The 14177-nt window shown below is 48.1% G+C and carries 11 protein-coding genes and 1 tRNA gene; 5 read left to right on the top strand and 7 right to left on the bottom strand.

Annotated elements, in window-relative coordinates; all coding sequences use genetic code 11:
* Positions 1 to 28: 28 nt before the first annotated feature.
* A complete protein-coding gene (locus tag ACTHO6_RS13845) occupies positions 29 to 478 on the top strand; it encodes a hypothetical protein (RefSeq protein ID WP_327991639.1) in 450 nt (149 codons plus the stop codon).
* Positions 479 to 552: 74 nt separating this feature from the next.
* Here ACTHO6_RS13845 and ACTHO6_RS13840 read toward each other — a convergent pair whose 3' ends face one another.
* Entirely contained in the window at positions 553 to 1617 is a 1065-nt protein-coding gene (locus ACTHO6_RS13840) for a hypothetical protein (RefSeq protein WP_440242192.1), read from the bottom strand.
* 272 nt (positions 1618 to 1889) lie between these two features.
* The gene (locus tag ACTHO6_RS13835; RefSeq protein ID WP_327991443.1) at positions 1890 to 3824 is read right to left on the bottom strand and encodes a hypothetical protein; all 1935 of its coding nucleotides are present in this window, start codon (positions 3822 to 3824) and stop codon (positions 1890 to 1892) included.
* Between the two features lie 423 nt (positions 3825 to 4247).
* Here ACTHO6_RS13835 and ACTHO6_RS13830 point away from each other — a divergent pair, with 423 nt between their 5' ends.
* The gene (locus ACTHO6_RS13830; RefSeq protein WP_026557897.1) at positions 4248 to 4457 is read left to right on the top strand and encodes a helix-turn-helix domain-containing protein; all 210 of its coding nucleotides are present in this window, start codon (positions 4248 to 4250) and stop codon (positions 4455 to 4457) included.
* A 167-nt stretch (positions 4458 to 4624) separates the two neighbouring features.
* A complete protein-coding gene (locus ACTHO6_RS13825; protein ID WP_327991444.1) occupies positions 4625 to 5740 on the top strand; it encodes a site-specific integrase in 1116 nt (371 codons plus the stop codon).
* 226 nt (positions 5741 to 5966) lie between these two features.
* Here ACTHO6_RS13825 and ACTHO6_RS13820 read toward each other — a convergent pair.
* Both ACTHO6_RS13820 and ACTHO6_RS13815 read right to left on the bottom strand, forming a co-directional pair.
* A tRNA-Ala gene (locus tag ACTHO6_RS13820) sits at positions 5967 to 6042 on the bottom strand.
* 366 nt (positions 6043 to 6408) lie between these two features.
* The gene (locus ACTHO6_RS13815; protein WP_440242189.1) at positions 6409 to 9048 is read right to left on the bottom strand and encodes an Ig-like domain-containing protein; all 2640 of its coding nucleotides are present in this window, start codon (positions 9046 to 9048) and stop codon (positions 6409 to 6411) included.
* Between the two features lie 194 nt (positions 9049 to 9242).
* Between ACTHO6_RS13815 and ACTHO6_RS13810 the strand changes: the two genes are divergently transcribed.
* Positions 9243 to 9965 carry a YdcF family protein gene (locus ACTHO6_RS13810; protein WP_440242188.1) on the top strand — a complete coding sequence of 241 codons (723 nt, stop codon included), beginning with the start codon at positions 9243 to 9245 and terminating at the stop codon, positions 9963 to 9965.
* Here the strand turns inward: ACTHO6_RS13810 and dnaI are convergent.
* The 3 genes from dnaI to nrdR all read right to left on the bottom strand — a co-directional run bounded on the left by dnaI (position 9855) and on the right by nrdR (position 12876).
* On the bottom strand, positions 9855 to 10793 hold the full coding sequence (gene dnaI / locus ACTHO6_RS13805) for a primosomal protein DnaI (protein WP_440242186.1): 939 nt from the start codon (positions 10791 to 10793) through the stop codon (positions 9855 to 9857). The genes ACTHO6_RS13810 and dnaI overlap by 111 nt on opposite strands.
* Before the next feature lie 16 nt (positions 10794 to 10809).
* Positions 10810 to 12249 carry a DnaD domain protein gene (locus tag ACTHO6_RS13800; protein ID WP_440242185.1) on the bottom strand — a complete coding sequence of 480 codons (1440 nt, stop codon included), beginning with the start codon at positions 12247 to 12249 and terminating at the stop codon, positions 10810 to 10812.
* A 141-nt stretch (positions 12250 to 12390) separates the two neighbouring features.
* Positions 12391 to 12876 carry a transcriptional regulator NrdR gene (nrdR, locus tag ACTHO6_RS13795; RefSeq protein WP_440242183.1) on the bottom strand — a complete coding sequence of 162 codons (486 nt, stop codon included), beginning with the start codon at positions 12874 to 12876 and terminating at the stop codon, positions 12391 to 12393.
* Between the two features lie 137 nt (positions 12877 to 13013).
* On the opposite strand from nrdR, the gene ACTHO6_RS13790 reads away from it, so the two are divergent.
* Positions 13014 to 14144, top strand: a complete 1131-nt coding sequence (locus ACTHO6_RS13790) for an HD-GYP domain-containing protein (RefSeq protein ID WP_440242180.1) — start codon at positions 13014 to 13016, stop codon at positions 14142 to 14144.
* Positions 14145 to 14177 lie beyond the last annotated feature (33 nt).

Below are 14177 nucleotides of genomic sequence, written 5' to 3'. Positions count from 1 at the left end.
ATTCCTAATTTCTAAAGGAGGTCTTGCTATGTTTTGGGGAGCGACTAAGAACATAGCACCGTCATACGGTTCTGTGGTGTACACTGAATTAGGCTTTGGTATTGCTGAACACTCAGGTATTTTCGTTGGTCAGAATTCTATCATTCATTTGAACGGACAAGGGGTAGTCGAATTAGTCTCATTAGAAGAATTCACAAACCATATCACTACGTTTAACCATGAAATCTATGTTCCTTGCTATTCTGATAGAGACTGGTCCATCGGATTCCCTATGGCAGTAGCTCGCGCATATGACAAGTTAGAATCGATTAGAAACTACAATGTGCTGCTGGATAATTGCCATCAATTTTGTGCGGGTTGCTTAACGGGTGATTTTGATAATTCCAATAACTTTTTGTGGATGTTGAAAGACTTAGTACGTCAAGAGCACGGGGAAGCGGTTAAGTGGCGTAAATGGGATTGGAAAAAGGCTTCATAGCTCAGAAGTACAGAGGTAGTAAAACAACAGAAGGGGAGAATAGCTCCTTCTGTTGTTTTAAACAGACACAGTAATCACTCCCAATTCCCTGAAGTTCTTAGCTCCGTTCCCTCTTTATCAGCTGCGGCATTGATCTTGTCGTATAGATTCTCTAGTGACTCTATTCCCCATTCAGGAGGCAACAGCACAGGATTTATACCTAACTTACGTAGCTGATTAATCCGTTTGCTAAATTTGTCTGCAGCTTTGTCAGCGTTTTGCCCTTCAAGGAAGAACTCCTTTGCAGCATGAATACTTCCGCATTTATCAAGAAGCTGTAGCAGTCGCTCAAGCGCCATACGCTTTGTCTGATTCGGGGTTTTTTGACGTACAATGGAGAGTGCTTTGTTCAAGGAATAATAGTCACCCTTGCCTACAATTAAATTATAAAACTTCATAATTTCTTGCTTTAGATATGTCTGATTCAGCGTTTCCATCACTGATTTCATATTGTCTCTAACCTGAGTCTCAAAACGTAGAATTCCCTTTGTCTCAGAGTAGTCCACATATTGCTTGTTCGATTTTTTGGCTTTATCCTGCAAAGTCGCGTACCGATCATACCAGTTAACGGTTTTGTTAGCGGACATTAAATAAACATTTGTCTCTGAGTCCCAATACTTTCGTGTCTGTTTTTCTCTCCAAAAATACTCGGGGATATATCCTTTTTTGAAAAGAACAATATATTTCGGGATCAGCTGCTCGTCTACTACCAGATCAACTGCAGCCTCAACTCTCTTGGCAGTCCAAGCAAAAAAATCGGGGACTGGTAATGATAGAAGATCAAGCAACAAATAATTAAATTGAATGCTTACCTGTTCAAATTGCCGAATGGTTGTCAATTTATAATACCCTTGCTGGTTTATCAGCAACTGCGGGCGAAAGCGTATCTCCATCGTAATCCCCCAACACCCCTTCCGTAATCGGATTTCTTGAAAGCCCCATTTCGCCAACCCATTCGTCACTAGAGCAGTTTTATCATATCGATCTTTGCGCAGCTTATGTGAATGGAAGTTCTTATCCAAGAATTGACCCAATCTTTCTCTGCACGTTTTATGCTCAGTGACAGATAATTGACAGGTAATGTACATCATGTCAATCACGCCCCACACCTCGCTATAGCTCCCAAGTACCGCTACCAGCAGGCAACGTCAGACTCTGCCAGCGGAGGGGGAGTATTATTTAAGTCGAGGTACTGTTACTTGGCAAATAAAAAACTACACGGAATGACAATTAAGTGCTGACCGTGCAGTTTTCTAGTATGAGACTCGAATTTTGTTTGTAGATAGTACTTCAATCAAGCCATGGAACTAACAAGGTCCAGTAGATTTTGACATCTTTTCGCTTGTCTATACGCCTCCTGACAGTGAACTGTTCAATTATTTAAAGAGTTAAGGTAATCTTCTGCCCTTCGCCTGTCCATTTTGAAAACTGAACACGGTTTGCGCGTCCCGATAGCTCTATTCCCTGTGTAATCGTGTTTTTCAGTAGTCCCAATTTTAATAGTACTATTTTGTGGGTCATCATTCTTGGGCAAGATAACGGAAATTTCATTGGAACGTAACTTTTCGTAAATCCTGGTCTTATATTTAGTAATGGTCGATCTTCGCTCATCTTCATCCAGTTCTTCAAACTTGCTGCAGATTGATAAAAGTATCGTTTGAAAAACTGAATTCTTAATCCAAATAATATTTTCGTCCTTTTTATCTGTCCATGCAAATATATCAGGATTGTTGTTTTTATCTTGAAAACGTGGCATTGGCGTTGGCAACACTTCAAACAGTTTTTTAAGAAAAACAATATGTTCATCTTTAATTGGCTGTTCGTTATTCTCGGTTGTCATTTTACTATCGCTCATATTAGATGTATCTTCAATCTTACACTCTTGTTGGAAAAGCTGCACGGCTTCGTTCATATATGCCTGTACTTTTTCTTCACCTATTTTGTCACTAAACACGAGCAAATCATTTTTTACTAGGTTAAGTAAAAGATCAAGGCCAATAAGCAAGCATGAATAAATGTGTAATTTATCTTCTACTTGCTGAATATCGTCCCTCTCAAGAAGCTTTCGAAAGTGCTTGTACCGTTTGCGTAGATGCTTCTCGACTTTCTTTTTATTAGAAGTGTCTTCGAGTTGAAACACTCTTCGGAAGAATTCAGTTGCATGTAAGATAGAGGATGCTAGGATATCGGGGGTTTGCCGCAAATGCTCTAAATGTCTGGAATTAATGTCTAAGTCACTTATGTCAAGATTTAATACAAACTCTTTATCTAGCTTCTTTTCATTTAGGATTAACAACATGTTATCCGCATCGAAGTCTCGCATCCCTCGAATGGACTTATCGATAAGTTTCAGTCGGGAACCTGCGTTAAGTATCAGAATTCCATCCCTAATTTCGGAAAATTTTTCCTCAAGCATCTTCTTATCTATGTCTGAGTTTATATGATATAGCGAGTTCAAGCTGAAAATATTCATTTTTCTGTCATACAAGTTACAAAAAAAGTTAGCAAAACCTTGCCGATCAAGTTGCTTGTTACTTCCACAAATACAGACGATAAACTTTGGAAATTTATCTGGACTGTAGTTCATCAAGCTTGTAATCAGTGATAGAAAGGTGTAGGACAGAAGAGGTAATGTTATTTTCTTGTCAGCAATATCCAGCATACTCCAAGTTTGCTGGAAGGCTTCTTGTTTTGTCAAATGTGTAGATGGATTCATCCTATACTTCGATTTCAATGACTTACTGTATAACAAGTCATCTTCATCACACGCGGAAAGCGGAACATAGAACCAGTTTCGGCCTCCCTCTACCCATCCGCTCTGAGTTGTATATACGATACACGGCTTCGTCTTTAATTGATCCACTAACTTGTTACAAACTGACATGTATGAGGAATACATATTTTTAAACTTATCACTAATGAGGTTCTTATCAAAAAATTCTTGTGCTTTAGACCATCTACTAATGCTTTGATATTGCTCACTCGTAATATCAAATACGTGGCATTTGATTCCACGCCGACCCTCTTTAACAAAGCATATTCTAACTCCTATTTCATGCTTTTTGGAACCGTCAAATAAATAGAGCTTATGGCTTGGAAAGAAAAAGTATTTGTTAAGAAGAGGATTAGAGTTTGCATAATACCCCTCTTCATCGATAACCGTAAAATCATCATCTACAAAAATATCAACGTTGTTATCCTTGAAGGCTTGATTAAAATACTCTCTTATCTTCTCAATATCTTGAATTTGATAAGAGTCTCTGTTTAAGCGATAAGAGTCCTTAAACAACTTTTTTCCTTTGAACATTTGGCATTCTCCGTCTGTAATCATTTGGACTATTGGGTAACAAGGTAGTAGGGTAGTTGGATAGAAACCTCAACATTGTAGGCTCTTCTATAGGACTGCAATTTGATAATTCTTATGCAAGTCGTTGGAGTGAAAAATTTGCTGACAACACCATTTCAGCATTGTTAAGGTATAAATAAAAAATGAACCGGCTCGTCTAGCAGCACTATTTTACCATATCCCTCTGGATGATTTCATGATAATTGATCTTCGTTATAGCCTGTATTTCACTGTTGTTCGAAACCACATTCAACTTCATCCGAATTCAACCAACGAAATTCAATTTAATCTAACTTGCATTGAACAATATCGTAACCGACCTCTACAAAACTGGAAGCATCTATTTTCAAACCGAAGGATAGATCAGAAAGAAAGGATGAGACTATGTTTGCTCAATACGATGACATCATGTCAGTGGAGGATGTTATGGAAGCCCTCAATATAGGGCGATCAAAAGTATACGAGCTACTGCGGAGCGGACAAATAAAATCAATTAAGATGAAGGGCTATCGGATACCCAAGAGAGCAGTAATAGATTTTATTCTCAAACGAACTGAAATGAATCTGGAGTGCTATAGGGATTTAGCTGATTAAGAAACTCTTAAAATAAGCTGCGGTGCTAATGTCGCAGCTTATTTTGGTCGGACTGTGTGTCTCGTAAAAAACTATTAACTAAATAACAACTTTTTAATCGGCAGGGGCAATTTGCTCCTGCTTATTTTTGTTTACTGAATGACAATCCAAATGGAGGTTATATGCAAATGAAAGTTAAAAAAGATGAGAAAACAGGTACATACTGGTTTGTCGTCAGCGCAGGAAAAGATGAATTTGGTAAAAGACGACAAATCAAGCGCCGGGGATTTCGTACCGAAAAAGAAGCTATGAGAGAAATGCGAAAAATTCTACAACAAGTAGATGAGAATACCTATATCAAAAATACCAAACTGGGATACAGTGAATTTTTAGTAGGTGAATGGCTGGATAGCAAAGCTTTAAAGCTAAAGCCAGTTACACTTGCTACCTATAGACACAACGTCCAGAAACACATCGCCGCTTATTTTCATAAGGTAGAACTCGGAAAAATCACACCACAGATGATCGAAAAATTCTACGCTTACTTGGCAAAAGAAAAAGGATTATCTGAGACCACTATTTTAGATATTCATAAGATCGTAAAGAATTCTTTGAAGATGGCCGTTAAGCGAAAGTATATTTCTTATAGTCCAGCAGCAGATGTAGAGAGTCCCAAGGTTCCTCGAAAGGAAATGCTTGTCTGGAATTTAGAAGAAACCACCCGTTTCCTCAAAGTGGCTGAGGGTAGCAATTTATTCGTGGCCTATCTTCTCGCCCTGACAACAGGAATGAGGCAAGGAGAAATACTCGGCCTCAGATGGAAGGATATAGATTTAGAGAATGGAACCCTTCAAGTTCGTCAAACATTGAGCCATGACGGAAAGAATTTCTCCAAAGAAACCAAAACAAAATCAAGCACTCGAACCATTACACTTGCCGAAAAAACAATTGCGGAACTCAAAGCCCACAAGAAGAAGGTAGCAAAAGAAAAGCTTGCTGCCGGATCAAGCTACCAAGATTACGACCTTGTCGTTTGCACTAAGACGGGAACCCCTATCAATCCCCGAAACTTGCTCCGCGACTTTTATAAACTAATGAAAAAAGCAAAGGTGCCTAAGATAAAATTCCACGGGCTACGTCATACTGTTGCCACATTGTTACTCACACAAGGAGTAAATCCAAAAGTCGTAAAAGAAATCCTTGGGCATAGCGATATAAGAGTCACTCTTGATACGTATACCCACGTTTTGCCAACCGTTCATAAAGAGACCGCTAAACAATTTGGCAATATGTTGTTTGGATAATGACATGAAAACTCGCTCAGTCACCTGCTAATGGACTGAGCGAGTTTTTTTAGATCGAGAATTATCTATTTCTGATTGGTCGATAGTTACCCTTATACAGAGCAAAAAACCTCTGAAAATTACCCAGTGTGACCAACTGTGTGACCACAGCTCGACACAAGAGAGTCTATTTCTTCTCAGAAAAACAAAAAACGCTCGGAAATCCAAGCGTTTCAAGGCCTTTTTATGGTGGAGCATAGCGGGATCGAACCGCTGACCTCTACACTGCCAGTGTAGCGCTCTCCCAGCTGAGCTAATGCCCCATTATGTATGCATCAGCGAGTTACCGCCTCAGTGATTTCAGTATAGCATACCTCTCCATTACCGCGCAAGCAAAAAAAACGAAAAAAGTTACGTTCTTCATGAAAAAACCTAACGAAAAAGCATTCCCAACCGCAGCTCAAACTATCAAATGGCGATAGAAAATGATCGCTATCAAAAGCTAGAAGAAGAGGTTCTCGAAAACGATCAATCAAAACTCGCTTTATACGATTGTTGTGTGAGGAAACCGAAATGTTATCTATATGGAAGCGATGAAAAGAGGCGCCCCCCTGATCGAAAATCCAACCATAGAGACACCCCTTCTGGAATTACAAATTAGATGAAATAAAATCCGTTCCACCACATGCCTACCGCACCGTCACCACAATCGGCGTTTTCTTGCCGCCGTAGCTGACGTAGATCGTCGCTTTGCCCGAGCCTGTCGCCTTGATAATCCCGTCCTTCACATCTGCGACCAGCAGGCGCGAAGTAGTCCACAGGGCTGGCTTCGTGACGTTTGCCTCCGAGCCGTCCATGTAGGTGGCAATGGCGTTGACTTGCTTCGTTTCGCCCTTGTTCATGATGACCTGGACGACGTCTGTTTTCAAGTATTTCAGCGTGTCTACATCGACAGGGACGGAGACGCTCTTGTCGTTGTATTTGGCTGTAATCGTGGACTTTCCGTAGGCGAGCCCTTTGACCAAGCCTTTGGAGACGTCGGCAACCTTGTAATTGCTCGTCTTCCAGTCAGCAAGGCTGGTGACGTCCATGGTGCGTCCGTCCGACAAGGTGGCGGTCAGTTTGATTTGGACGCTGGCGCCATTCGACTTCAGGCTGACGAAGCGCTTGTCCGCCTCCAGCTTGGTGACGATTCCCACTTCCACCGGGAGGGTGACAGACTTGCCGCCGTACTTGAAGGTGATCGTGGCGCGACCGTTGGCAAGACCACGTACTTTGCCGTTTTCCACGTCGGCTACCTTCTGGTTGGACGAGGTCCATTCTGCGGTTTTGGAAACGTCAACAGTTGCGCCCGAGCTGTCTGTCGCGTTCACTTCAACTGCCGTCGAGTCATTGACGTTCATGATGACCAGACGCGGGTTGACGGTCAAGGTTTGCGCCTGATCGACCTCTACGGCAACCGTCACGCTCTTGCCTTCAAACGTCCCTGTAATCGTTGCTTTTCCCGAGCCGACAGCGGTAATTTTGCCCGCGTTCACTTCGGCTACCGCACCGGAGGAGGTCGTCCATGTCGCCTGGTCATTGATGTTGTCTTTGACTGTGCCGTCCGCGTAGGTGGCGGTCAGCTTGACTTCCTGGCTGTTGCCTTTGCCAAGAACCAGCGACTTTTTGTCTACGGCAAGCGATTGCAGTACACCGATGGATACCGGAATGTTGATCGAGCGCGTCCCAAACGTTGCCGTGATCGTCGCAGCTCCGGTGGATATTCCTGTTACCAGTCCCTGGCGCACAGTGGCAACTGCCGGCACGCTGGACGTCCAGGTAACTTTTTGGGTCACATCTTCGCTTGTTCCGTCAGGGAAAGTTGCGGTGACCGCCACTTGCTTGACATCTCCGACCTGAATCGCGACTTTGGCCGGGTTGGCGGTCAGGCTTTGCGGGACATCCACATCCACGACCAGCGTAGCTGTCTTGCCGCCGTACTTCGCGGTCAAGGTCGCTGTCCCTGCTTTGAAGGCAGATAGGGTTTTCCCGCTGGCGAACACAATATCCGGATGATCCGAGGTCCATTCGAGCTTGTCGGTGATGTTCTCGCTTTGTCCATCGGCAAAAAAGGCTTTCACGATGACATTGTTGCCATTTGGCACCTGTCCGATTTCCACGGTTTTGCCGCTTGCCATCGTCAGGTAGGACGGGATGATGTCCAGCGAGCGGGGCACCTCTACATCTACCAGGATTTGCACCGTTTTGTTGCTGTATTTCGCCGTGATGATGGCTTCGCCTGAAGCGACAGCATAAATGGTTCCGTTGTTGTAGTACGCCACGTCTTCCCGATTGGAGGACCACTCTGCCTTGTCATGGACATCTACTGGCACAGGCGAGGTGGCGTAGGTGGCTTCCAGCTTGACCGGCTTGTTTTCGCCCACCTTCAAAAATACGCTCTGCGGAGTCGCTGTCAGACGTTGCGTATTGTCGACATCCACTTTGATGGTGGCCGTCTTGGTGCCGTATTTGGCTGTAATCGTAGCCGAGCCCGGGCTGTATGCCGTGATCGTTCCTTTCAGCGCATCGGCTACGGCCGGGTTGTCCGACGACCATTCGGCTTTGGCTGCTACGTCGTTATCCTCCGGCGTACCGTCCGGGAAGACGGCGAGCAGCTTGATCGTTTCCGAGCTTGTGGCTGGGTTGCCCAGAAGCAAGGACACTTGTGTTTTGCTCGGAATGAGGCGGTGCGCGATTTCCACACGAACCTGCACGCTCGTCGTCTGGCTGCCGTACTTGGCGGTGACGGTAGCCGTACCGGAACTTACCCCTCTGATCTTGCCATTAATGACGGTGGCAATGGCCGGGTTGTCGATCGACCAGTCAGCTTTTTCCGTCACGTTTTCCGGCTCGCCTTCGCTGTAGTAAGCCGTCAGCTCAACCGTTTTCTCTTCTCCGATTCGCGTGCTGACTGCCTGCTGATTCAGCACGAGCGCCTTTACTTTTTTCGTGACGGTTACATTGACGATAGCTGTCTTGCCCATATATTCCGCAGTGACGACGGCGTTGCCGACAGCCTTGGCTGTGATTTGTCCCGAGTAGACGTGAATCACCTTGCCCTGGTCCGGGCTTTGCCAATTGGTCTTGACCGTAACCTCTTCCGTTTTCCCGCTCTCATAGATGGCCGTCGCCCCTACAGATACGGTATCCCCCAACTCCAGCGTGATCTCGTTTTTGGTCAGGACCAGGCGGTTGATGACTTCCGCCGCCAATCCGACCCCGGCACTCCCCGTTCCTGCCAGCAGCAGAAAGGCCAGAAACAAGAGCATCGTTTTTTTCCAGAACATGGTCAGCCTCCTTCTCCCGTATGACATTTGCTGTTTTTGGAAATGATCTCACCCTTACTATATCGGCATTTGCGCAAAATCTTTTACCCGTCAGGGAGAGCGGGCATGGGCAGTAGCCTGTAACTAGATCCTTGGTCCAACGTCATACTCAAGAGAAAGATCGCCAAAAACAGATACGAAGGAGCAACAAAAGCATGGAAAAACGCAGACCCCAAATACGAAACATGTTTTCGCGAAAAGGCAGGCGAGCGCTTCTTGTCGTCATGCTGCTCGGCGGAATCTGGTTCAGCTATCAATGGCAGCGAATAGCACAAATGGCCGAGCAGGCCGCGCCTCGCCACGCCGACGTCGGCATGGTCCTAGGCGCTGCCGTGTGGGGAGAAGGCCCAAGTCCCGGACTGCGCGAGCGTCTGGAGCAAGCCGTTCGTCTGTATCAGGATGGCTATGTGTCTACCTTGCTCGTCACAGGCGGGCTGGGCGAAGGAAAAACGAAGACAGAGGCAGAGGTCAGCCGGGACTATCTGGTCGCGCACGGCATCCCGGCGGAGCGGATTCTCCTGGAGAACCAGTCCACCAGTACATACGAAAACCTGCTGTACAGTCAGCAGGTTTTCGATGACTATCGTATGCAGCATGTGTTGATTATCAGCCACGACTACCATTTGGCTCGCGCGATGACCATGGCCGAATCACTCGGGTGGAACGCCTCTGCGGTCGGCGTCCATTCCGATGTCCTGTTCGGGCCGTACCATCGGGGCAGAGAGGTGCTCGCGCTCACCTACTGGGAGGTCTCCCGCCTCGTCTCGCTAGTTGCTCGCTCGATGGTTCTGGCGGCGAATTTCGTAGACATCCACGAAGTGGCGAATCCGCTCCATGATCCGCGCCGCCTTTGTCTGCTCAATCCGGTTGCCGTTTGAGATGGACAAATGCTCCTGCAATTCCTCCAGCGAGTAGTTCGAGGTAAACAGCGTCGGCAAATGGTTATTCGCCCGCTGGTTCAAGATGACGCCCAATATCTCGTCTCGTACCCACGGCGTCAGGTTTTCCGCTCCGATATCGTCGAGAATCAGGACGGGCACTTCCTTGAGCAGCTCCAGCTTCCCGGCGTACGACTGGTCCGAGATCGAATCCTTCATCTCGCGGATGAAATCAGGCACGTAGACGAGCAGCGAAGCGACATTGCGCTCGGACAGCTCGCGGCCAATCGCGCCCATGATGTAGCTTTTCCCGACGCCAAACGGACCGTGGAAATACAGACCCTTGACCCGCTCGCCTGTGCCTACCTTTTCACAAAAACGGATCGCCGCCTCCACCGAAGCCATATTGTCTGCGTCGATGACCATTCCTTCAAAGCTGGCGTTCATCGTCTCTTCCGACACATAATAGCTGCGCATCAGACGGCGGCGGCGCACCTCTTCCTCGTGCGCCAGTTGCTTGGGACAGGGCGCAATCGCGCTGACGATGTTGCCATGAGCCACCTCCAGCCGGGTGCTGTGGCCCCGAACCAGATTCGGGCACTCGCCAAGCCCGGGACAACGCTCGCACCAATACTGCTCCTTGACTGCTGTATAGATACTGGAGAGCGAGCGAAGGTAATCGTCTCGGGTCAATGCCGGGTGCTCCGCCTGAAAAGCTTTCAAATACGCCGACGAACGGAACATTTTATCCAATTGCTGGTCGGGCGTCAGCAGGTGACGCGGCGTTCGCTTGGCCAGCTCCTGCATGAACTCGCGGATAGATTCCATTTTCCCTCACTCCCCCTTACTTTCGTTTCCGCAAGGCTTCCAGCCGCTTCTGCAATTCCGGAAAATCCTGAATGGACTGTCCCTTCGAAGCGTCCGGCGCCGCCTTTTCCTGCGACAGCTGCCACTCTACCGAAGCGGGCAGCTTGTCCTGCAAAATCGCCCGGCCGTTTCGTCTGATCGGAGCCGCTTCCTTCTTCGCCGCCTTGGCTTTTTCCATCGATTGCGCCCGCTGCTCGGAGCGCTCCACGATTTGCCTTACCGCTTCATCTACCGTGGCAATCCGCTTGGCCTTCCAGCTGTCGCGAATCGTCTCCATGTACGCTTTCGGCAGCTCCATCTGCTTGCTGGCCAGCGTGTGCAAAAGCAGCGCATTCACGACCTCCGGCGGCAGTCCGTCTGCAAACACCAGGCTCTCGGCTCGCTCCAGGTACACCTTGCTCACGCGGCCGCCCACGACCTTTTCCAAAAGCGCAAGCGGGGAAAGCAGCCGGCAAGCCCGAACAAACGCCTCGCTGCCCGGTTCAGGCAATCTGCCCGGCCCCCAGTCGTCATCCGGCGTGGCAGCAGCCGAATCGTTGCGATACAGCTTGTCTTCCGCATAACGCTGCATGAGCCGCTTGCGAAGCACCTCTCCGTCCAGACTCCGATCCGGCTTGTACAGCGTCCAGTCACGCAGCTCCTGCCCCATCCCCCAGCTGTCCAGCTGATAAAAATGGCAGAGCGAAAACAACAGCTCCATGCTTTTTCCTTCCAACACCTTGGCGGGATCGGCATTGTCCGGCAAATACAGGCGCAAAGACGACACGCTCAACGGGTGGTTCACCTTGGCTTCGAAGCCGGACTTCAGCGCGGCTTGCGGGTAGCTTGTCTCCATCTCGCTCAAAAAGCGATCGCGCTCGGAGCCTTTTTTCACTTCCAGCTCCGACGGTTTCAACGATTGGAATACTTCATGGAAATCTTTGGTGATGTTTTCTACCTGCGCATATTCGGCGGCCAGCTTGCTGCCCAAAGGATCGGCATACTGCTGCCGCAGTTGGGCATAGCGGACGTTTTCGATTTTGTTGAGCAGCATCAGCGAGAGGACGTAATCATCGAAAAACTCCCCGGGCGCAAGCGGGGGCTTGAGCAAATATTCGTAGTAGTAATCGCGCTGCTGGTTTTCCCGGCGGCGCACTTCGACAAGTCCGATGGCCTCCAGACGTTCACGCGCATCCAGCAAACGATCCAGGGACAAGGAAGACGCGAGCATGAGACTGCGATGGGTTCCTTCCGCTGAGGCCCCGCTCGCTTCCTGCACGCTGTGGACAAGCATTTGATAGAGGGCGTACGATTCGACGCCAATGATCGGCAAGTACAACTGCGTGACAAACCCCATTTCCGAAAAGCTGAGAGGTCTTGCCAGCCGCACCAGATAGCGATCTTTTGGCAACAATTCGTTCCAGACTAGTCGGCGCATCAGACTCTTTCCTTCCTGACAAAATTCGATTCTATTATTATAGCACGGCAAGCGGTTGGGCGTAGAAAAATAACTGGAAAGCAAAGAAGCCCTGGCGAATTTCGCAAGAGCCTGAGGAGAGTCCTATATGCAATCTATCTCTTACTCATTTGGCAACGAAGACTGGCTGCCCCTCGCCTGCGCCAGAAGCTCCTCCAGCTCTTTCATGAATACATTGATGTCTTTGAATTGGCGATAAACTGAGGCAAAACGGACGTATGCGACTTCGTCGACGTGATACAAACGCTCCATGACCTTTTCCCCGACGTCGTTGCTCGGGATCTCCGCCTGACCGCAGCTGCGCAACTCTTTTTCGATGTCGTTCACCACATTTTCCAGCCGTTCCAAAGGAACAGGCCGCTTCTCGCAGGCGCGAACCAGACCGCGCAGCACCTTTTCCCGACTGAACTCCTCGCGGGTGCCGTCCTTTTTCACGATCAAAAGCGGCGTTTCCTCGACCATTTCAAAGGTAGTGAAGCGACGCTCGCACGATTCGCACTCCCGCCGGCGCCGGATCGATTTGTTATGATTAAACGGACGCGAATCCAGGACTTTCGTCCCATTGTATTCACAAAATGGACAACGCATGGCAGAATCAACTCCAATATTGACAATACATGTCTACAGTGTCCCTCATCTTCCGGTCAGAAGTCAAGTCAATCCTTGTACCTATTTAAAGCATAAGTCGAATGGAGTACAATATGGGTACTGTTGGAGGGATTGGAATGCGTTTAGTTTCGTTAAGACAAGTCCAGCCGGGAATGAAACTCGGCCGTACCGTTTTCACCGAAGATGGCAAAGTGCTGCTTGGCGTCGGGATGCAGTTGACCGAGCGCTTGATATCCGGACTTCAGCGATCCGGTGTCGACTCCGTCTACATTGATGATCCGCGTACGGAGGACATTGTGGTGGAAGACGTCATTCGTCCGCAGACCAGACAAGTCGCAGTAGAAGTCATTGAAAAAACGATCAAACAGATCACCAACTCGAACAAGCTCGCCCGCAAAATCTCCCTGAAAGAAATGGGCCTGCATTTTCAACGGGCATTCAGTTCCATTCTGGACGACCTGATGCAAAACAAGCAGATGGTCGGTCACCTGACTACGATCTCTTCCCACTCTCCATCCCTGTACCATCACTCGGTCAACGTGGCTGTGCTCGCGACGGCAGTCGGCATGTCGCTCGGCTACAATCGAACCCAACTGATGAATCTGGGCATCGGAGCCATGCTGCACGATATCGGCAAGGTGAGTTTGCCGGAAGAGCTGTTGCAGAAAAAAGAACGCTGGAATGCAGAAGAACAGGAACTGGCGAAGCAGCACACGACACTCGGCTTTAACCTGCTCCGCAAGCAGCATGATATTTCCTTGCTGTCTGCCCACATCTGTTTGCAGCATCACGAACGGCTGAACGGGAGCGGCTATCCTCAGGGCCTGGTCGGGAAGCAGATTCATGAATTCGCCCAAATTGTCGGCCTCTGCGATATTTATGACTCCTTGACTTCTCCCCGCCCTTGGCGCAGGCGGTACATGCCACAGGATGCCGTCGAATACTTGCTCGGCTCGGGCGGTCATCTTTTCGAGCATCATCTGGTGAATGCCTTTATCAAACACATCGCGATTTTCCCGATCGGAAGCAGCGTTGTCCTCAATACGGGCGAGACAGGGGTAGTCAGTCGCGTAGATCCGGACTATTCCCATCGGCCGACGATCCGCGTCCTCAAGGACGGCCGCGGCAACGATGTCATCGCTCCCTATGATCTCGACCTGAAAGAAAACATCAAGCTGTTTATCGTCGGCTTCGAAGACGATCAATTGTTTAACATCAGCGGCTTGACCGAATCCACTTCGTCCTGAAAAAACCCTTTGCCTCTTGGACGGGCAAAGGGT

The organism is Brevibacillus sp. SAFN-007a (assembly GCF_051967035.1).
Classification (GTDB): Bacteria; Bacillota; Bacilli; order Brevibacillales; family Brevibacillaceae; genus Brevibacillus.
This window is presented reverse-complemented; position numbering and strand designations above follow the sequence as displayed.

Bases quoted from the DNA above. Each gene is read 5' to 3' on its own strand.
- ACTHO6_RS13835 (WP_327991443.1), bottom strand. From the start codon at position 3,824: ATGTTCAAAGGAAAAAAGTTGTTTAAGGACTCTTATCGCTTAAACAGA.
- ACTHO6_RS13815 (WP_440242189.1), bottom strand. From the start codon at position 9,048: ATGTTCTGGAAAAAAACGATGCTCTTGTTTCTGGCCTTTCTGCTGCTG.
- dnaI (WP_440242186.1), bottom strand. From the start codon at position 10,793: ATGGAATCTATCCGCGAGTTCATGCAGGAGCTGGCCAAGCGAACGCCG.
- ACTHO6_RS13845 (WP_327991639.1), top strand. From the start codon at position 29: ATGTTTTGGGGAGCGACTAAGAACATAGCACCGTCATACGGTTCTGTG.
- ACTHO6_RS13810 (WP_440242188.1), top strand. From the start codon at position 9,243: ATGGAAAAACGCAGACCCCAAATACGAAACATGTTTTCGCGAAAAGGC.
- ACTHO6_RS13790 (WP_440242180.1), top strand. From the start codon at position 13,014: ATGCGTTTAGTTTCGTTAAGACAAGTCCAGCCGGGAATGAAACTCGGC.
- ACTHO6_RS13830 (WP_026557897.1), top strand. From the start codon at position 4,248: ATGTTTGCTCAATACGATGACATCATGTCAGTGGAGGATGTTATGGAA.
- ACTHO6_RS13825 (WP_327991444.1), top strand. From the start codon at position 4,625: ATGAAAGTTAAAAAAGATGAGAAAACAGGTACATACTGGTTTGTCGTC.
- ACTHO6_RS13800 (WP_440242185.1), bottom strand. From the start codon at position 12,249: ATGCGCCGACTAGTCTGGAACGAATTGTTGCCAAAAGATCGCTATCTG.
- nrdR (WP_440242183.1), bottom strand. From the start codon at position 12,876: ATGCGTTGTCCATTTTGTGAATACAATGGGACGAAAGTCCTGGATTCG.